The 19,083-nt window shown below is 61.3% G+C and carries 19 protein-coding genes, 1 tRNA gene and 1 pseudogene; 12 read left to right on the forward strand and 9 right to left on the reverse strand.

The features are described from left to right. Positions 1-35: 35 nt before the first annotated feature. Positions 36-935 carry a LysR family transcriptional regulator gene (locus ABID26_RS03035; RefSeq protein ID WP_292298110.1) on the reverse strand — a complete coding sequence of 300 codons (900 nt, stop codon included), beginning with the start codon at positions 933-935 and terminating at the stop codon, positions 36-38. Between the two features lie 98 nt (positions 936-1,033). Here ABID26_RS03035 and ABID26_RS03040 point away from each other — a divergent pair, with 98 nt between their 5' ends. The 4 genes from ABID26_RS03040 (at position 1,034) to ABID26_RS03055 (ending at position 4,478) form a co-directional block, all read left to right on the forward strand. Beyond that, positions 1,034-1,915, forward strand: coding sequence for an NmrA/HSCARG family protein (locus tag ABID26_RS03040; protein WP_126101330.1), 882 nt, complete (start codon positions 1,034-1,036; stop codon positions 1,913-1,915). 130 nt (positions 1,916-2,045) lie between these two features. Next, positions 2,046-2,122 (forward strand) — tRNA-Pro (locus ABID26_RS03045). 109 nt (positions 2,123-2,231) lie between these two features. Beyond that, positions 2,232-2,603, forward strand: a complete 372-nt coding sequence (locus tag ABID26_RS03050; protein ID WP_292369538.1) for a hypothetical protein — start codon at positions 2,232-2,234, stop codon at positions 2,601-2,603. Between the two features lie 555 nt (positions 2,604-3,158). Then, a complete protein-coding gene (locus tag ABID26_RS03055) occupies positions 3,159-4,478 on the forward strand; it encodes a tyrosine-type recombinase/integrase (protein WP_292339331.1) in 1,320 nt (439 codons plus the stop codon). Between the two features lie 114 nt (positions 4,479-4,592). Here the strand turns inward: ABID26_RS03055 and ABID26_RS03060 are convergent, their stop codons facing one another. The 3 genes from ABID26_RS03060 to ABID26_RS03070 all read right to left on the reverse strand — a co-directional run bounded on the left by ABID26_RS03060 (position 4,593) and on the right by ABID26_RS03070 (position 5,789). After that, entirely contained in the window at positions 4,593-4,751 is a 159-nt protein-coding gene (locus ABID26_RS03060; protein WP_189521305.1) for a hypothetical protein, read from the reverse strand. Positions 4,752-5,154: 403 nt separating this feature from the next. Next, on the reverse strand, positions 5,155-5,559 hold the full coding sequence (locus ABID26_RS03065; protein WP_128257527.1) for a type II toxin-antitoxin system VapC family toxin: 405 nt from the start codon (positions 5,557-5,559) through the stop codon (positions 5,155-5,157). Continuing rightward, entirely contained in the window at positions 5,556-5,789 is a 234-nt protein-coding gene (locus tag ABID26_RS03070) for an AbrB/MazE/SpoVT family DNA-binding domain-containing protein (protein WP_292298106.1), read from the reverse strand. Before ABID26_RS03070 ends, ABID26_RS03065 begins: the two co-directional genes overlap by 4 nt. A gap of 40 nt (positions 5,790-5,829) precedes the next feature. Between ABID26_RS03070 and ABID26_RS03075 the strand changes: the two are divergent. Then, positions 5,830-6,121, forward strand: a pseudogene (locus tag ABID26_RS03075) (recombinase family protein); the annotation flags it as partial. Between the two features lie 86 nt (positions 6,122-6,207). Here the strand turns inward: ABID26_RS03075 and ABID26_RS03080 are convergent. Both ABID26_RS03080 and ABID26_RS03085 read right to left on the reverse strand, forming a co-directional pair. Beyond that, on the reverse strand, positions 6,208-7,170 hold the full coding sequence (locus ABID26_RS03080; protein WP_354413722.1) for a LysR family transcriptional regulator: 963 nt from the start codon (positions 7,168-7,170) through the stop codon (positions 6,208-6,210). 103 nt (positions 7,171-7,273) lie between these two features. Beyond that, positions 7,274-7,717 carry a hypothetical protein gene (locus tag ABID26_RS03085; RefSeq protein ID WP_354414252.1) on the reverse strand — a complete coding sequence of 148 codons (444 nt, stop codon included), beginning with the start codon at positions 7,715-7,717 and terminating at the stop codon, positions 7,274-7,276. Here ABID26_RS03085 and ABID26_RS03090 point away from each other — a divergent pair. From ABID26_RS03090 to ABID26_RS03120, 7 genes are all read left to right on the forward strand, one after another. Further along, the gene (locus tag ABID26_RS03090; protein WP_354414224.1) at positions 7,670-8,020 is read left to right on the forward strand and encodes a S26 family signal peptidase; all 351 of its coding nucleotides are present in this window, start codon (positions 7,670-7,672) and stop codon (positions 8,018-8,020) included. The genes ABID26_RS03085 and ABID26_RS03090 overlap by 48 nt on opposite strands. A 67-nt stretch (positions 8,021-8,087) precedes the next feature. Continuing rightward, on the forward strand, positions 8,088-8,423 hold the full coding sequence (locus ABID26_RS03095; RefSeq protein ID WP_126101369.1) for a DUF736 domain-containing protein: 336 nt from the start codon (positions 8,088-8,090) through the stop codon (positions 8,421-8,423). A 111-nt stretch (positions 8,424-8,534) separates the two neighbouring features. Next, complete coding sequence (locus tag ABID26_RS03100) at positions 8,535-9,200, forward strand: lytic transglycosylase domain-containing protein (protein ID WP_245460047.1); 666 nt, start codon at positions 8,535-8,537, stop codon at positions 9,198-9,200. A gap of 243 nt (positions 9,201-9,443) precedes the next feature. Next, positions 9,444-11,183, forward strand: coding sequence for a relaxase/mobilization nuclease domain-containing protein (locus ABID26_RS03105; protein ID WP_354413725.1), 1,740 nt, complete (start codon positions 9,444-9,446; stop codon positions 11,181-11,183). A gap of 22 nt (positions 11,184-11,205) precedes the next feature. Beyond that, entirely contained in the window at positions 11,206-13,188 is a 1,983-nt protein-coding gene (locus tag ABID26_RS03110; RefSeq protein ID WP_292371750.1) for a conjugal transfer protein TraG, read from the forward strand. Positions 13,189-13,193: 5 nt separating this feature from the next. Then, the gene (locus ABID26_RS03115; protein WP_292371624.1) at positions 13,194-13,649 is read left to right on the forward strand and encodes a CopG family transcriptional regulator; all 456 of its coding nucleotides are present in this window, start codon (positions 13,194-13,196) and stop codon (positions 13,647-13,649) included. A 1,256-nt stretch (positions 13,650-14,905) separates the two neighbouring features. Beyond that, positions 14,906-15,241, forward strand: a complete 336-nt coding sequence (locus ABID26_RS03120; RefSeq protein WP_292371626.1) for a hypothetical protein — start codon at positions 14,906-14,908, stop codon at positions 15,239-15,241. Positions 15,242-15,253: 12 nt separating this feature from the next. On the opposite strand, the gene ABID26_RS03125 is transcribed toward ABID26_RS03120, so the two are convergent. From ABID26_RS03125 to ABID26_RS03135, 3 genes are read right to left on the reverse strand one after another with little or no spacing between them, the layout of a single operon-like run. Continuing rightward, positions 15,254-16,873 (reverse strand): ABC transporter ATP-binding protein, encoded by a 1,620-nt coding sequence (locus ABID26_RS03125; RefSeq protein WP_292371628.1) that lies wholly within the window; start codon positions 16,871-16,873, stop codon positions 15,254-15,256. A 17-nt stretch (positions 16,874-16,890) separates the two neighbouring features. Continuing rightward, positions 16,891-18,015, reverse strand: coding sequence for an ABC transporter permease (locus tag ABID26_RS03130; protein ID WP_292371630.1), 1,125 nt, complete (start codon positions 18,013-18,015; stop codon positions 16,891-16,893). Then, positions 18,008-18,931 carry an ABC transporter permease subunit gene (locus tag ABID26_RS03135; RefSeq protein WP_292371632.1) on the reverse strand — a complete coding sequence of 308 codons (924 nt, stop codon included), beginning with the start codon at positions 18,929-18,931 and terminating at the stop codon, positions 18,008-18,010. Before ABID26_RS03135 ends, ABID26_RS03130 begins: the two co-directional genes overlap by 8 nt. Positions 18,932-19,083: the final 152 nt, after the last annotated feature.

A 19,083-nucleotide genomic window follows, 5' to 3' on the forward strand; every position in this document is an offset into this window, starting at 1 on the left:
CAAGGGTTGGAACTCAATTGGGTAGCACACATGCCTTAAGCGGTGTTTGCCCGGTTCGAAATCTGCCCTGCCGCCAAATCGATGAAGGCCTTGACCAGGGGCGAAAGATGCCGGCTGCTCGGATAGAGGACATGGAGGCCGCCGGCAGGCGTCGTGTAGCCCTGAAGAACGCGTCGCAGCCGCCCCTCATCGATGAACGCCTCGGCCATGCCGTGAGGCAATTGGGCGATGCCGAATCCAGCGAGCGTGGCCGCAACGACAGACTGCATTTCATTGGCGGCAAAACGCCCGGCAACCGTGACCGTTTCATGGCCGTTTGGACCATCAAGCACCCAGTTGATGCCGGCAGCCGACGAGCCTGCGATGACGCAATCGTGCCCGGCGAGATCGGCCGGCCGCTCCGGCGCTCCTCGGCGCGCTATATACTCCGGGCTGGCGCAGAACAGCCTGTGGGTTGAGCCGAGCTTGCGGGCGATCAGTGTCGAATCCTGAAGCACCCCGGTGCGGAAGGCGAGATCGATTCCGTCCTCGACCAGATTGAGCCTGTCATCGGTCAGCCGAAGCTCGACCTTGGTTTTCGGGTACATCGCCAGAAAATCGACAACGGCCCCATTGAGGAAGTAGGCCCCGAAGCCAACGGGCGCTGAAATGCGGATCGTGCCCGAGGGTTCCGCGCGTGCTTCCGAGAGGCGCGAATTTGCTTCTTCAAGCGCGCGCAGAGCCAGGCTGCTTTGCTCGTAATATTGACGGCCGGCGTCCGTCAGGCTGAGGCTGCGTGTCGTTCGCTGCAGCAGGCGAACCCCGACCTCGCGCTCGAGCGCGGCAATGCGGCGGCTGACAGTTGTCTTGGGCATGGCGAGGAGCCGCGCTGCGGCAGTGAAACTGCCGGCTTCCACGACGCGTGCGAACACAGCGATGTCGTTAAGATCAAGCATTATATCTCAAATTGGGACAAAGTTTTCCAATTATAGGTCATTATGCATCAATCGAGGAGTCCCTAACTTTGCTCCACCAAACCAAAGGAGCAGAAGCAATGACCAGCAAGTTGAACGTTCTGGTGACGGGCGCCACCGGCCAGCAAGGCGGTGCCGTCGTGCGCGCACTGCTTTCGAAGGGGCATCGGGTCAAGGCGCTGACGCGTCGGCCCGACAGTGATGGCGCGCGGCAATTGGCGTCGACGGGCGCCGAGGTCGTGGCCGGCGATCTCTCCGACGCGGCCGCAATCGCGAAGGCCTCAAGCGGTATCGACACCATGTTCCTGATGGGCAACAGCTACGAAGCCGGCTTCGAGGAGGAAACGCGCCAGGGAATCATTGCGGCCGATGCGGCGAAGGCTGCCGGCGTCGGGCACCTCATCTATTCGTCGGTTGCCGATGCCGACAAGAGGACCGGCATCCCGCATTTCGACAGCAAATATCGCGTCGAGCAACATATCGAGCGGCTTGGCATCCCCTACACGATCAGCGCCCCGGTCGCCTTCATGGAGAATATCGTCGCGCCCTGGTCGATCGGCGCGCTCAGCCAAGGCACGCAGGCCTTCGCGATGCCCCCGAAGCGCGTGCTTCAGTTGATTGCGCTTTCGGACATCGGCGCTTTCGTCGCCGCGCTCGTCGAGCGGCGCGAGCGCGTGTTCGGCAAGCGCCTCGATTTCGCCGGCGACGAATTGACCGGCGAAGAGCAAGCGAAAATCCTGTCGAAGGCCATCGGCCGCCCGATCAGCTATCAGGAAATCCCGATCGCCGTGGCCCGCCAGCAGAGCGAGGATGCGGCGCTCATGTTCGAGTGGTTCGACCGTGTCGGCTACGATGTCGACATAGCCGCCTTGCACAGGGAATTCCCGGAGGTACGCTGGCACAGCTTTGCCGACTGGGCGAGCGAATTCGATTGGAGCACCCTCGGCCGGACCTCCCACTGAGGGTTGCGGCTCGAACTCGATCCGGCGCCTTCCGAGGCGCCCTGGCTAAAGCCGAAAAAATGCGACACTAGTGCAGCCATTGGCGCTTGCAGGATCGGAAAGTGGCGGCTATAAGCCCGCCGTCTGGTCACGGAGTGTAGCGCAGTCTGGTAGCGCACATCGTTCGGGACGATGGGGTCGCAGGTTCAAATCCTGCCACTCCGACCAGAAAAAACAATGGGTTAGCAACACCGTACTTCGCTACCCCACAGATATCCCCACAGAAATAGACAAGCAGTCAGGCGCCCGGTCTGCGGACAGGACCCAAACGGTATGAGTGGGACAACCACTGCCGCCGGGGAAACTTAAGACCAAAGCCGGCCCCCGACATTTCCCGATTGAGGCCCTGCAGCCCAACCAGTTCGACGGCCAGACCTATCTTGCGGTTCGCAAGCTCCTGGATTTCGAAGGTCAGATGGAAAAAACAGCCAAGCCGATCAGCACGATCGATCCGGCGTTCGCGACAAGGCCCGCCGATTTTGGCGGGCGTTTTTCTGCTCCTGCCTTCTTCGGCCACGCAACAATCGGGGGAATCGTCCGATGGCATCACACACGCGGTCACCGCGACCAACTGCCCCGCCGGCCCCTAAACCAGCTGCTGAAACAAAACGGCAGCCACGACGTTTTTTCGCCTGGCGTAGGCGCGTAAGTGGCCAGCGCCTTTGCGGCGGTTGCCTACCCGCCAGCCCCTAAGCCTGAGGCAGAACCGGATCGGAAGGGTGCTAGTGGTGCGCGACCTCTTCTTCAGCGTCGCGGCGTGGAAGTGGCGCAGGCGCGATTTTTCTCGCAAAATATGTCGAACCCTCTTTATGGCTCTATCGCCTTGAGGCGCTGGACGAAGAATACGGCGGCCGCGTGAAAGCTTGTTGCTGATGTCCTTCTCCTCGGCCCCGATTGCGGCCAGCTATCAGCCAGATCGGCATAGCTCAGGTTCTGCAGCTTCAGCTTGGTCTTGAGAAGCCGCTGGCCAGCCGTTCCCCCCGTCCTCCCTCTTCCGAATATTTTCCGCCAAAAATCTCGTTCGACCCACTGTGTTATTCGACTTCGTATTCAACTCAAAAAGTATATCTTTTCCAAATAAAATCCAGCTCTACCTATTGAGTTATTCTGGTAAGTATCTATGTTATTAGGTATATTTCTACTGAACAAGGCACCTATTCGCTTTCACTAAAATCCTAATTGGAACTCACGGCAAGAGGAAACGATGTCGAGGACGTCGAAAGGGGCACGCCTTGTCTGGCGCGATGAAAGTAGAAAGCAGGACGGAGCCTTGCGAAGCCGGGCGGGCTGGTTCATCCGCGATGGCGCAACCTTCATCAGCGCTTGCGGTAGCACTGGCGACCGCGAACGCGCTGACAAACGGCTCGCTCAATACATCATCGAAAAGTACCGGCCGGTCCGCGGGCGCGGCCGTGATCCGGCCACCGTCCCGATAGCTGACGCCGTCAGCGTCTACCTGGCAGACGTCGCGTGCGGCCACGCCAAGCCGAAAGAAACCGCTTCTCGTATGGCCGCGGTGCTGAACTGGTTCGGCGACATGATGATTGGCGACGTCGACGGTAAGATCTGCCGTGACTATGGCAAAGCGCACGGCGATGGTGCCGCCGCCAGGCGGCAGCTGGAGGACTTGCGAGCAGCGCTGAACCACTATCATCGAGAAGGCTATGTGACCTTGTCGCCGCCGATCTTGCTGCCACCGAAGTCCGCGCCTAGGGACCGCTGGCTTACACGTGATGAGGCCGCAGCATTGCTTCGCGCTGCTTGGCGCATGCGCCAGTCCTGGAAAGGGCAGCCCAGCGACCGTCGCACGGGACGCCACGTCGCGCGCTTCATCCTGGTTGCTCTATATACCGGCACTCGTTCGGCCGCGATCTGCGGCGCCGCCATCCGACCGACCGACGGAGCGGGCCATGTCGATCTCGAACGCGGCATTTTCTATCGTCGTGCAGTTGGTCGCCTCGAGACGAAGAAACGCCAGCCGCCGATGCGCCTGCCCGATCGCTTGCTTGCCCATCTGCGGCGATGGGCGCTCACGCCGCTGGAGATCAAGACCAGGAGACGCGGCAAAAGCGCAAGCATCGGCCGCATGATCGCCCACGACTACGTCGTGGAGTGGAACGGCAAGCCCGTCCAATCGATCAAGAAGGCTTTCCGCTCGGTGGTCGAGGCGGCCGGGCTCGGCTGGTATGACGATTTGGCAACACCTGAAGGTGGCAATCGGCGCGTGTTCCGCACCGACATCACGCCGCATGTCTTCCGCCACACAGCTGCGACCTGGCTGATGCAACAGGGTTCCGATCCCTGGGCGGCCGCCGGCTTTCTCGGGATGACGGTCGAGATGCTGATTGAGACCTATGGCCACCATCACCCCGATTTTCAGGCAGATGCCATCCGGGCGATCGTCTCCAAGTCTCGCTCGCGAAACCTGCCTAAAAACGTCGTGAGAATGGCGGCATGGACAGAAGGCGAACGCTCCCGCCACTCGCCACAGAAACCTCCACGGTCAAGTTGGAAACAAAGCTGAACAGAAGCCGCCAGGCATGACAAGAAATGCCGGGCTTTGCCGGCTGCCCCCATCGGGACGATGGGGGTCGCAGGTTGAAGTCCTGCTTCTGTGTTCTCGCCGGGGACACATCGCTTATTGCGCGTCGGCGGCCTCGCGGATCTCCAAGTTGAACGGCTCATAGGAGCCGCCGGTTAGTTCCCTGCCGTCCTTGCTCTCAATCATGAAATTGCCATCGCTCTTGGTCGGGCCGACGAAGGAGCTGCTGCCATGAGCGGAACCTTCACGAAGCAAACTTGAGGCTCCGACGGAGCTGAGTCGATGGAACGGAAGCCTCTCGTGCGAATTCTCGATTCAAAACCTTCCGATCCACGCAAAAAGATACCGGCCAACGCGAGATCGGAATGAGCATCAATGCCTGGCACTGATAGCCACTATAGACTAAGCAGCTTGGCTCGATCACTACACTGACTTCGCGTCAATGCGAGAAAGCCTATCGTGCAGCTCCACTTCTGGCCGATTGCCCAGTGCTTCGTCCTGCTGACCCTCACCGCCTTGCCTGATCCATCGTCCTGCGACAATCGCCTTAGATTAGACAATGTTCCAAGTGCGGCTGGGCTCGTTGGCGAAAAGCTTCAGAGGGTGCATGAAACTGTTTCTTACGGCCTCCTCTGGAGGAGATGCGATCTGCGGCGACTCACACATTCGGCGCAATCAGTTTCAATGACGGAAAGTACGTCCGGTAGCGCCTCACATCGCGCGTCAGCAGCGGCAGCTGGGCGACAGCCGCATGCGCACCAATGAAGAAGTCAGGTAGCACGCCGGTCCTTGATCCACCGGCCCGCCGATAGTGTGTAAAGACCTTTCCCGCCAGAAACAGGGCGGCCCGCGGCATGGAAGTCATTTCGAGCCCAGCCCCATCGACAAACGCCTCGAGATGCTCGATGCGTTCATAGCGAACAGCAAGCTCAGCATAAACCGCGTCATTGATGAGCAAGGGGCCATCAAGGCTCGCTGCTTCAAGCTGATAAAGTGACCAATCCGCCCACTTCGGATCATCGGTGACAAGATCGAGGAGGACGTTGGTATCGACAAGCGTCACGATTCGCCACGAGTGAGCGCCATGATCGCGTCGGTATCGAGCCCCTTGCCGGCATGGCCACGCAATCTGGCGAAGCGGCTCGCGGGCTGCTTCTTGTCGGCGCGCGCAAGCACCACGCTGCCATCGGCAGCGCGACGGAAATCGACCTTGCTCCCGGGAACGATGCCGAGAAGATCACGAACCGGCTTCGGGATGGTCACCTGTCCCTTGGCTGTGACGGTGGTGGTCATGTCTGCTCCTTGGTAATACCGTACTCCAAATAGGTATTACATGAAAGGTCAATTTTCAACCCCGTTAGTCCAGCGGATCGGCTATGCACGCGTTCTACTGACGAACGGGCGACCGCAACACAGGAGACGGAACTGCGTTCGGCCGGCTGCGAGACAATTATCCAGAAGCACGGCTCCGACTTGCCCTCTCCAAGCTGCTCCGCAAGATAGGCGCCGCCGACACGCTCGTCGTCGCGCAACTTGATCGTCTGGCGCGATCCGTCAGCCATATAGTCGAGGTCATCGAGAATTTGGGGGCCAAGAATGCGCATTTCCGCTCGTTGCGGGATCCGACGTCGAATGGCAGGTTGCCGTGTACCTGGCCGATCCGGCCCTGCTCGGAAAATCCCAGCCGCGGAAGTGATCGGGACATGGCTACCTAACAGCTTGCGCTTTGTGAGTGTGCTGGACCCGGAATCGTATTCGCCATCTTTCTGGCAAGGCCAATCAGCCGCAAAACGGCACGTTTCGGATTCGTTTCAAGCCAGAAAGCTTTGATTGAACAGAGACCGTTACGGCCATCAATAGGTTTCCATACCGTTGCATCAAAGGCGACATTTCGCGCGAAGCTCTCACCGGCTAGCGTAACGCCTTGACCTAGTTGCACATTGAAGATGACACTCGCTTGGCCACCTTGGCACATGTTGACAGTTGGGCGGCACCCGTCGGTAACGATGCCTTCCAGGGTAGGCAAATCCAGCAGCGGTCCGCTGGTTCCGACCGGCGCGAGCAGTTGCATCCCAGCAAGATCTGCCCACGTGACCACTCGCTTTTCGGCAAGGGAATGACCAGCGGGTACGAGAACAAAGATACGCTCCTGCCAGAACATCTCGGCGCGGCAAGAGGTGACTTCGCCGAACCCAGGCGCAAAGATGATGTCGAAGCGCCGACGGCATACGGCTGTCAGGCATTGTTCACGCAAAATATCCTCAATGGCCAAACTGACATTTGGATATGATTTGCGGAAGCGATCGATGAGGCGCTTCAGGAATTGTCCACCGCCCACAGCGCACAGGCCAATCCTGAGTGTCTTTGCGTCCCGACTGTTGCGGGCGTCCCGAAAAACTGCCTGCAAACCTTCGTAATGTATCCGAGCGACGTCGGTCCAGGCTCGGCCTGCCTCGGTCAAACGGACGCCGCGAACGTCGCGCTCGAACAGTTGCATCTCCAAAAGCTGTTCGAGTTTAACGACGCTGCGACTTACGCTGGATTCACGGACTCTCAGCGCCGTTGCAGCCTGCCGCAGACTGCCGCAATCCGCTGCCGCCAAGGCGCAGGCCAGCAACCGAAGGGCGTTGCCGTTTTTGTCATGAGGGCGCTCTGCGGATGTCGTCACGATCATATCTGTCTCGGCGAAACGTGTTCGGGGTGCTCCGCACGCATCGCGACAATGAGTGTGCATTTGCCGCATTGCTCAGTCGGTCTGGAGGGGCACCGCTTGAGCATCACTTTTGTTGCAAGGTGGGAGCATAATCTGTGTTGGCCTGATATAAGCTGGCCTCGTAAACATACTCATTTGGAATGGCAGGGGCTGCCATCTGCGAAATGTACAGGTTGAGATTTTCTCTATTATTGCTCGCAGCAAGACTGCAGAAATTTCCGCTATTCCACGTCATCACGCAGTGGTTGAAGTGCGTGCCCGTTGCGTGGAACATCTCTTCCAGCGTCACCTCGTTGTTGAACATCGTCTTGAGAACATCGGTCTTCTTTTTCTCGATCTCCTCTCGTGGAAAATATCGAGCCTTGAAACCGAAATCCTTCTGCCATTCCCGGCGCGCGTAGTCGTTTTCGTCAACGGCCCGGAATTTTTCGACGAAAACGAAGATGCCTCCTTCCTTAAGGTGCTGCGTGACAAACTCAATCTGCTTTGCTCTGTTCGGCGAGTACATAAGCACATCCTCGCCATTTCGGGTCAAACCGTCTGTCGGAACAATCTCAACGTTTCAGTCGATGGCACTGAAGTCGGCACAGCACTTGTGCGCGATCGAAGCGGGCGTGACCTGCCGAGCTGGCAGGGCTGCCAACGCATCCCGCCAGGCGCTGTCTTCCTGATGAACCGTCAGGTCCGAGACAGCCTCGACGGTCGCTACTTCGGCTTCGTGACCACCGATCACATCATTGGCCGCGCGGTTCCGCTGTGGACCGACGAGCAAAGCGACGGTCGCTTTCAATGGCGTTCGCCAAGGCGGTGAGCGCCCCCGGGCAGCCTCTTGGTGCCGCCTTTCTTCACCACGGACCATCAGCCACAGGAGATTGGGCGTGCCACAGATTGGAGAATTCACGCGCAATGAAGCCGGGTATTCGGGGCACACGCGCACGCTCAGCCTTGACCTCGACGTTACGATCGTCGCGGCCGAAGTGCGCGATGCGGGAAACGCGCCCGACTATCTGGTACATGCTGGCGTCGTGGACGGCCCGACGATTGGCGCCGGCTGGAAACGCTCCGGCGAAAAGGCGGGCGAGTTCGTGTCGCTGCAAATAAACGACCCGACCTTCGCGCAACCGATCCGCTGCAATCTGTTCCAGAACGGTGAAGACAAGACGTCCTGGTCCTTGCAGTGGTCGCGTCCGCGCGACCACGCCGAGAAGGACTGACCGATGTCGGCGCGCCGTCGGTCGAAGAACCAATCGGGGTCGCCAGCCACGCCTCGCCCCGCTCCATGGTCGGCTCTGGCATTGGTCTGCGGCCTTTCAATCACATGCTTTGTGCCTGCGGTCGTACTGGCGCAGAGCCCGACAGTCGTGACGCCGTCGGCGCGCAATCATTACGAAGCCCACATCGCGGAAGCGGCGAGGCGCTTCCGGCTTCCGCCCGCCTGGATCCGCGCCGTCCTTGGCGCCGAGAGTGCCGGCGACCTGCGTGCCACGTCGCGCAAGGGCGCCATGGGCCTTATGCAGATCATGCCCGAGACCTGGTCCGATCTGCGCGCCCGCTATCGCCTTGGCGGCGATCCTTACGATCCGCGCGACAACATCATTGCCGGCTCGGCCTATATTCGCGAGCTGCTTGATCGCTACGGATCGCCCGCCTGGATTGCCGCCTACAATGCGGGCCCTGGACGCTACGAAGCATCGTTGCAAGGGCGGCGGCTGCCAGCGGAGACGCGCGCCTATGTCGCCACCGTTGCGGCGGCCATTGGCAACGACGGCACAACGAAAGCCATCAGCCCGGCAACTTTGTCGCCGTTTGGCTGGAAGCACACGGCGCTCTTTGCCGCGTGGCCGAACGGCAGCCCGGCCTACCATATGATGCAACCGGGGCGTTCACCAGGTGACGTCTCAATGTCTAAGACAAAGGACGGACCGCTTAGGGCAGCACCGCCGCCAACTGGCCTGTTCGTGCCCAAAGCGAGTGCGAGGTCCACCCCATGAGACGTCCGGGCACCGTTTGCATCATTTCGTACTCAAGCGTGCCGTGGCGAGCGGAGCGGGCAGGCACAGGCGCCACGACCGAGGGATGGCAGGATAAAAGGGCGCACATTGCGCCGTGGTCGAACGGCAGCGTTTGTCTGGCATTCGGGGCCACTGCGCACATTGTGGCCGCTCGGCGCAATTTGCGCCAATGGCCCAAACCCTTGTGTTTGGGCACTCCTGGCCACATTGCGGGACAGCGCCATGGCCGATGAGCGCGAGTTTCGCATTCGCCCCGGGCGCATTCGCTCGACTAGAGCCCAGCAGGCACGGCCCTTCATCGCCCAGGCGCTGGCCGCGGCAAGAAAAGCCGGCGGTGGCATCTCGCGCTCGGGACGAGTCATACCCGGCAACCGCTCCCGCTTTGGCCACGGTCAGCGCGCCAGCATCCAGGCCAATCGCCTGATCACCTCGCGATCGCGCGGCGCAGTCGTCAAGGCGCGCGTTGTCCGTCGTTGCGTACGCGCAACGCCACTTGCCAGGCATCTCAGCTATCTGCATCGCGAAGGCGTGACCCGAGACGGGGAGAAGGCAAGGTTGTTCGGACCGCAGGCGCAGAATTCCGATGGCGCGGCCTTCGCCACGCGCGCCGAGGACGATCGGCACCATTTCCGCTTCATCGTCTCGCCGGACGACGCCCTCGATATGATGGACCTCAAATCCTTCACCTGCGATCTGATCCGGCAGATGGAAAAGGACCTCGACACGCGCCTCGATTGGATCGCGGCCGATCACTGGAACACCGAGCATCCACATGTTCATCTGATCGTGCGCGGCGTTCGGGACGACGGCCAGGACCTGGTCATCGCACGCAATTACATCAAGGAAGGGATGCGCGATCGGGCGCGCGATCTGATTACCCAAGAGTTGGGGCTGCGTACCGATCTCGACATCCGCCGCTCGCTCGAAAGCCAGATTGCGGCGGAGCGCTGGACACAACTCGATCGCCAGTTGGTTCGCGATGCCCGCGACACCGGCGTCATAGATCTCGCCCCATCTGCGCATAAGCGGCCGGATGAGTATGACACGCTGAAGCTCGGCCGTTTGCGCAGGCTCGAAGCGTTTGGTCTTGCCGATCAGGTTGCGCCAAGCCAGTGGGTGATTGACGAGAAGGCCGAAACAACGCTGCGTGAACTCGGTGAGCGTGGCGACATTATCAAGCGGTTGCACCACGCGCTCACCGAGCGCGGCATCGAGCGCAGCCCAGCAAGCTACGTGCTCGCCGCCGAAAGCCTCGACACACCCGTTGTCGGCCGACTGGTCGATCGCGGGCTCGATAACGCGTTGAGTGGCACTGCATATGCCGTGGTCGACGGCATCGACGGACGCACACACCACATCAAACTTGGCGACCTGGAGGCAGCAGGCGACAGCCCGCCGGGCTCGATTGTCGAACTATACAAGTTCGATGACGCAAGAGGCCAACGTCGTGTTGTGCTCGCCGTCTGCTCCGATCTTGGTGTGGATGAGCAGGTCATGGCATTGGGGGCGACCTGGCTCGATCGGCAGAATATCGCGCGAGAGCCAGTCTCTTTGTCCGACGGCGGCTTCGGCGCCGTAGCACGCGAGGCCATGAGGGCCCGCTCTGATCACCTGGTCGAACAGGGACTCGCCGAGCGGCAAGGCAGGCGGGTCGTATTCACCAGCAATCTGATCGATACGCTGCGCCGCCGGGAACTTGACGTGCTTGGTGGGAAGCTCGCGGCCGAGACCGGACTGCCATTCAGCCACGCCGCCAGCGGCGACTTTGCTGCCGGAATGTACCGTCGGCGGATCACGCTCGCCTCAGGCCGCTTCGCGATGCTCGACGACAGCCTCAGCTTTCAGCTCGTGCCGTGGACGCCCTCGCTCGAAAGGCAACTCGGCCGGCATGTCTGCGGTGTCGTTCGCGATGACGGAAGCGTCGACTGGAGTTTTGCCCGCAAGCGTGGGCTCGGTCTCTGACAAAGAAGAAGAAGGAGCTTTTATGTCCGCCACGAAAATCCTCTGGGGACAGATCCTCACCATCGTCTTGATCATTCTGGTGACGACCTGGTCGGCGACACAATGGACCGCATGGAGGTTGGGCTTCCAGGCCCAACTTGGCCCGCCCTGGTTCGATCTCGCAGGCCTGCCCGTCTACTACCCACCCGCCCTGTTCTGGTGGTGGTATTTTTATGATGCCTACGCGCCTACCATTTTCGTGGAGGGCGGACTGATCGCCATGTCCGGTGGCTTCCTCTCGATCATTGTTGCAATCGGCATGTCGGTGTGGCGCGCACGCGAAGCCAAGAATGTCGTGACCTACGGTTCAGCGCGATGGGCCCATTGGACAGAGGTAAAGGCCGCCGGGCTGCTCGGCACCGACGGCGTGGTGCTAGGCCACTATGAGCGCCGTTACCTCCGCCACGACGGTCCGGAACACGTGTTGTGCTTTGCCCCGACCCGATCCGGCAAGGGCGTCGGCCTGGTGGTGCCTTCGCTGCTGACCTGGCCGGGCTCAGCGATTGTCCACGACATCAAAGGCGAGAATTGGCAAATCACCGCCGGGTTCCGTGCTCTGCACGGTCGTGTCCTGCTTTTCGACCCCACCAATTCAAAATCGTCGGCCTACAATCCTTTATTGGAGGTGCGCCGTGGTGAATGGGAGGTCCGCGACGTGCAGAACATCGCCGACATCCTCGTCGATCCGGAAGGCAGCCTGGAAAAACGAAACCATTGGGAAAAGACCAGTCACGCACTGCTGGTCGGCGCGATCCTCCACGTCCTCTATGCCGAGAAGGACAAGACGCTCGCCGGCGTCGCCGCCTTCCTTTCGGACCCGAGGCGCCCGATCGAGTCCACGCTGGCGGCAATGATGAAGACCGCCCATTTGAGAGAAGCAGGCCCGCACCCGGTCATAGCCAGCGCGGCGCGCGAACTGCTCAACAAATCTGACAATGAGCGGTCAGGCGTGCTCTCCACGGCGATGTCCTTCCTCGGCCTCTATCGTGACCCCGTCGTCGCCGAGGTAACGAGCCGCTGCGATTGGCGGATCAGCGACATCGTCGGCGGCATCAAACCAGCGACACTCTACTTGGTCGTGCCGCCTTCGGACATCAATCGGACCAAACCACTCATTCGCCTTATCCTCAACCAGATTGGACGTCGCCTGACCGAGGAGCTTCATGCGAACAGCAATCGGCATCGGCTTTTGCTCATGCTCGACGAGTTTCCCGCGCTCGGCCGCCTCGACTTCTTCGAAACCGCCTTGGCTTTCATGGCCGGCTATGGGCTGAAGAGCTTCCTGATCGCGCAGTCGCTTAACCAGATCGAGAAGGCCTACGGCCCGAGCAACTCCATCCTCGACAATTGTCATGTGCGCGTGAGCTTCGCAACGAATGATGAAAGGACCGCCAAACGTGTGTCTGACGCGCTCGGCACTGCAACCGAGATGCGGGCGATGAAGAACTATGCCGGCCACCGGCTTTCGCCCTGGCTCGGACATTTGATGGTGTCGCGGCAAGAGACAGCCCGCCAGTTGATGACACCTGGCGAGATCATGCAGCTTCCGCCGAGCGACGAGATCGTCATGGTGGCGGGCACACCACCGATCAGGGCGAAGAAGGCACGCTACTACGAGGATGCCCGCTTCCGCGATCGCGTCCTGCCGCCGCCCGAGCTGACCCGATCCGAGAAGGCTCGACCTTGCGATTGGAGCAGCCTACCGATCCTGAAACGGCCTGAGGTCGATGAAGCTCCCGGCACGCACGACGGGCAAGTTCCGATCGGGTCCGAACGGCGCCAACAACCCGAACTGGAGCGTGGGCAGCCGATCGAGAAAGCCGCTCCGATCGAAAAGGAGTTCGAACTCGACGCGGCCGGCGACGACGCTGACGACGATGCGGTCCACAATCGTCGCCAGGCACGCCTCATGCAGGGAGTCGCCAGGCAGGTTTCTCTCGATCCCAATGATGGCATGGGGGTCTAGGCGCCATGGCCGATCGCAAGAAGAAAGTGCAGATCTCCGTCTATCTGGATGCGGCCATCATGAAGATGCTTGCGGACTTTGCGGCGCGGCGGGACCAATCCCAATCCATGATCGCGGAGGCGGCGATCGCGTCGTTCCTGTCGCCGGATGCCGAGGAACGCCGTGAGGCTGCTATCGCCAAACGCCTCGATTCAGTTGATCGCCGCCTCACCCGGCAGGAGCGCGATATCGGCATCGGGATCGAAACCCTGGCGGTGTTCGTGCGGTTCTGGCTCGCGACCACGCCAGCTTTGCCGGAACCTGCGGCACAGGCGGCTCGCGCCATGGCGGCCAAACGCTATGAGGATTTCGTTGCGGCCTTGGGCAGGCGTTTGGCCAAGGGACCGAAACTGCGGCAGGAGATATCGGAGGATATCGATCCAATCAACGGGGAGAAAATGCCGCCCCCAGCCGGCGTGTAGGCCCTTGTTCGCGCCGGCAGCTCATCGGGTTCATAGCCGCCATGCACCACTACGACCCGAAAAAACAATGGGTTAGGTCAATCGGCCACCCATCCCAACCCGATACACCCGAGTCATGACGCGGCGTCTGCCAGCGCTTTTGCCCCGGTTACTTTCAGCCCTCCATCTCCCTCCCGATATTCGCCTGAAGCCATGCGCGCAGGCCGGCCATCCGATCCTAGTCGCCGCATTTCGTGCCTTCAGGTTCTGCCATTGCTCTCGACAGTGACACGGTCATCCTTGACGGCACGCATATCCGCACTTCAAGCAGGGGTATGCAGATCGCCCTTGCGGCAGGACTCGATCGAAGGCCGGATCAGCGATCAACGCCGGCAGTATAACTGCGATCCATTTTTCTAGCTTTGAGGTGTGCAAAACATGCCTTCCACATGACGTTGGTCACCGCCGACCGTGACCTGCCACGATAGAAAGCCATGTGCGCTCCTGTCGCGACTACCATCGACAGAGGTCCGCACATCGCTCTCAGGTCGGGCCGCCGCTCTTGCCGCGGCCACGAGCCTTGTGTGCTTGGCTGCGATCTTCAATCGCACCAAAGGTCAGCGGACGATCCGCATTTTTGCAGACGAGAGCGCAGCCTGGAATTCGTTCTCGAAAATTCTCCAGACCGGCGGGCTACGTTCGAAGGGAAAGTGCCATGCAGGATTTGGCTAGAAACATCGATGCCGACGTCGTTATCGAAATCGGGCGCATACTCGATGATGCGCCCGAGGAGGCGGGATTTCGGTATCCGAGACGATCGCCGAACGCCGCCGGCATGCTTCGACCAATATGACCGACGAAGAGCTCGAGACGCTGATCGTGCGGATGAGCGGCCCGCGCGGCCGCGCCGTGATCTTCGATGGAGAGGCAGACAGGGCCACGGCGTCCAGTCCCGCCCGGAAGATCCGCCTGAGAGTTTTTGGTGGAAGCGTCTGCGACGTTGCCTGCGTCTTCGGATTGAATCGATACTGTAAGATCCAGGACGGCTGCCCAGTTGCATCATATCAAAACCGCGCCATCTCGCGCTTGGCGTCTCGGTCTCTTAGGAAGATAGGATGCTTGTCTTCCCGTCTCCCGCATTAACCATTCAGCACCGAATGGCGAGCCTGAATGGCTGCTGCCGGCCATTGTGCTCGACAGCGCGCTCTTACTTTGACCTAATGGCATCCTGCCCCAGTTCGACGGAATCCAAGCCATCGGAGCGGCCAGGTAGGAGAATGAAGTTCACGCCAACTGCCATTTTGCCGGTAATCGCGACGCTGCTTTTCGCCGCGGGCTGCTCATCGACGGCCGCATCTCTCGATCCGGCGAAATACGACAGGATGAGCTGCGCCGAGCTCAACAGCGCGCTCGGCGACACCGCCACCGATATCTCACGGACTGCCATCAGCCGCGGCAAGGTCGCCAACACCAGCGTGCCGAGCTGGCTGCTCGGCGGCGAGCGCGTCAAGAGCGTGGTGGCCAATCGCGATACGGCCAGGATCAAGCGGCTGCAGCAACAGCAGCAGGCGATCGTTACGGCGAGGAAGAGCCACTGCCCGTCCTCGCAGTGAAGCAGCGGTGCCTCACGCGCTTATCCTAAATCTGGTCGAGTCGATGGCCGCGTTCATCAGCGTCTGCGTGTAGGCTTCGCGCGGATTGCCGAATATTTCCTCGGTCGGGCCCTCCTCGACGATCTTTCCCTGCTTCATGACGATGATGTAGTCGGCCATAGCGCGCACCACCGCGAGATCATGGCTGATGAAGAGGTAGGACAGTTCATAGTCGGCCTGCAGCTTGCGCAACAGCTCGACGATCTGCTTCTGCACGGAGCGGTCAAGCGCCGAGGTCGGCTCGTCGAGCACCACCACTTTCGGCTTCAGGATCATGGCGCGGGCAATCGCGATGCGCTGGCGCTGGCCGCCGGAGAATTCATGCGGGTAGCGGTTGCGCGCATTGGGATCGAGGCCGACCTCGCGTAGCGCTTCGACGGCGCGATGGTCGCGCTGCTTGCCCGTCAGCGACGGTTCGTGCACCAAAAGTCCTTCGGTGATGACCTGGCCGACGGTCATGCGCGGCGACAGCGAGCCGAACGGATCCTGGAAGACGAGCTGCAATTCGCGCCTGAGCGGCCGCATCGCCTGGCGGTCCGCCTCGGAGATGTCCCGGTCGCCGAAGCGGATCACACCGTCGCTGGGCAAGAGCCTCAGCAGCGCGCGGCCAAGCGTCGACTTGCCGGAGCCCGACTCGCCGACGATGCCGATGGTCTGGTTGCGCTTCAGCCGGATCGAGATCTTGTCCACGGCGCGCAGCATCAGCGGCTCGCCGCCAAGGAAGCCGCCGCCGATCTTGAAGACGACTTGGACATTGCGGCCTTCGAGCAGCACGGGCGAGTTGGCTGGCGGCGCCCCCTTGGTGCCGGTCGGCTCGGCCGCGAGCAGCATCTTGGTATAGGCGTGCTGCGGGTTGGCAAAGAGCGCCTCGGCATCGCCCTCCTCCACCACCTCGCCCTGGCGCATGACATAGACGCGGTCGGCGAAGCGGCGCACGATGCCGAGATCGTGGGTGATGAAAACGATTGCCATGCCGAGCTTGCGCTGCAGCTCGGCCAGCAGCATCAGGATCTGCGCCTGGATGGTGACGTCGAGCGCGGTCGTCGGCTCGTCGGCGATCAGGATATCGGGATCGTTGGCCAGAGCCATGGCGATCATGACGCGCTGGCGCTGGCCGCCCGACATTTCGTGCGGATAGGATTTCATCCGCCGCTCGGGATCGGGGATGTGCACCAGCCTTAAGAGCTTCAGCGCTTCCTCACGCGCGGCCTGCGCGTTCAGGCCGCGATGCCGGCGGATCGGCTCGATCAGCTGGTTGCCGATCGTGTAGAGCGGATCGAGCGAGGTCATCGGCTCCTGGAAGATCATGCTGATCTTGCGCCCGCGCACCTTGTTGAGCTCGCTCTTGGTCATCTCCAAAAGATTGCGGCCGCGATAGTCGACCTGGCCGGTCGCCTCGCCATTGGAGGAGAGCAGGCTCATCGCCGCCATCATCGTCTGGCTCTTGCCGGACCCGGATTCGCCGACGACGGCGACGGTCTCGCCGGCATTGACCTTGATGTTGATGCCCTTGACCGCCTCGACGGTGCCGTCGAGGGTCTGGAAGCGGACGCGCAGGTCCTTGACGCTGAGGATCGTTTCGGAAGCGGTCATTTCAGCGATCCCCATCTTTATCGATCTTTCGGGTCGAGCGCGTCGCGCAGACCGTCGCCGACGAAGTTCAGCGCGAACAGCGTCGAGACGAGGAAGAAGGCCGGGAACAACAGCAGCCAGTTGGCATAGCCGATGTTCTTGGCGCCGACCGAGATCAGCACGCCCCAGCTGGTCATCGGCTCCTGCACGCCAAGGCCGAGGAAAGAAAGAAAGCTCTCCAGGATGATCACTTGCGGCACCAGCAGCGTCATGTAGATGACCACCGGCCCGAGCAGGTTGGGGATGACGTGGCGCACGAGGATGCCGCGCTGGCCGACACCCATCGCTTCCGCCGCCTGGACATATTCCTGACGCCGGATCGACAGCGCCTGGCCTCGCACGATGCGCGCCATGTCGAGCCACAGCACCGCGCCGACGGCCAAAAACATCAGCACGAAGTTGCGGCCGAAGAACACCACCAGCATGATGACGAAGAAGATGAAAGGCAACGAATAAAGCACGTCGACGATGCGCATCATCACCTCGTCGACCCGGCCGCCGGCAAAGCCGGACGTCGCGCCGTAGATCACCCCGATGACGCCGGCGACGACACCGGCAAGCAGGCCAATGGCGAGCGAGATGCGCCCGGCCATCAGCGTGCGCGAGAGCAGGTCGCGCCCGGTGTTGTCGGTGCCGAACAGGAAATATTGCTGCTTGATGGCGGAGCTCATCGTCACTTCGAGCCCGTCGGGCGACTTGCTCTCGATCCTGGTGTCGTCGAAGGCGTCGGAGCGGTCGAGATAGCGGATGTAGCGGTCGTCGATCGGCTTCTTGGACGTGACGGTCACGATCACGCGGCTGCCGTCCTGATGCCATTCCTTGATGTCGACGCGCATGCGCCTGATCGCGTCGGTCAGCGCGGTCTGGACCATGTCGGGCTTGGGGTATGCCGAGAAGCTCGGCGGCTTGCGCACATAGTCGCCGTAGATGGTGGTGTATTCATGCTGCACGACCATCGGGCCGAACACGCTGATGACGGCAATGAATGCCAGGTAATAGAGGCTGAACATGGCGGCGCGGTTGCGCTTCAGCCGCGCCCAGGCATTGCCCCAGAGCGAGCGGCCGACGATCGGCTCCGGAACGGCTACTGCAAGGTCAGTCATAGCGCACCCTCGGATCAACAACCGCGTAGAGGAGATCGACGATCAGGTTGAAGACGATGGTGAAGACCGCGATCACCACCACGGTGCCCATGACCAGCGTGTAGTCGCGGTTGAGGGCTGCATCGACGAAATAGCGGCCGACGCCCGGAATGGAGAAGATGGTCTCGACGATGACCGAGCCGGTGAGCAGCGCCGCAGCCGCCGGACCGGTGAAGGAGACGATCGGCAGGACGGCGCCGCGCAGCGCATGCTTGACCACCACCGACCAGTCAGACAGGCCGAGCGCGCGGGCGGTGCGGATATGGTGCGAGCGCAGGCTTTCGATCATCGAGCCGCGCATGAGGCGGGCGACGATGGCGATCTGCGGCAAGGCGAGCGTCAGCACCGGCCCGACCTTGTTGATGAAGGCGCCGTCGCCCCAGCCGCCGATCGGCAACAGCTTCCAGGATAGCCCAAAGACGAGCTGGATCACCGGCGCGATGACGAAGGTCGGGATGGTGCTGCCGGCGGTGGCCAAAGCAATCACCGAATAGTCGGCTATTTTGTTCTGGTTGAGCGCCGCGATCGTGCCGAGGATCGAGCCCAGCAGCAGTGCCAGCACCAGCGCCGACGAACCGATCTGCACGGAGATCGGCAGGCCCTTGGCGAAGAGTTCCGTAACGGTGAAGTCAGGCAAATTGTAGCTCGGGCCGAAATTGCCGCGCAAAAGGTTGCCCAGATAGTGGACATATTGCAGCCAGAGCGGATCGTTGAGGCCGAACTGGGCTTCCAGATTGGCCCTTATCTCCGGACTCAGGCCCCGCTCCTGGTTGAACGGGCCGCCCGGCGCAACACGGATCAGAAAGAACGCCACCGTCACGATGACGAACAGCGTCGGAATGGCGGTCAACAGCCGCCGGAAGACATAACGCAGCATCGGCGCCCCGCTTCAGCCAGGGCGACAGCTCTCCGGTCGAGACCGTGGCGCGCTGGCATCTCTGATCTTCGCACCGGGTAGCCTGAAAATCCAACCCGACTTTCGGCCCGGCACGACGACAGACCGCGGCCGCCGCTCCCAAAAAGAGAGCG

The sequence above is a fragment of the Mesorhizobium shonense genome (assembly GCF_040545255.1).
GTDB classification, from domain to species: Bacteria; Pseudomonadota; Alphaproteobacteria; order Rhizobiales; family Rhizobiaceae; genus Mesorhizobium; species Mesorhizobium shonense.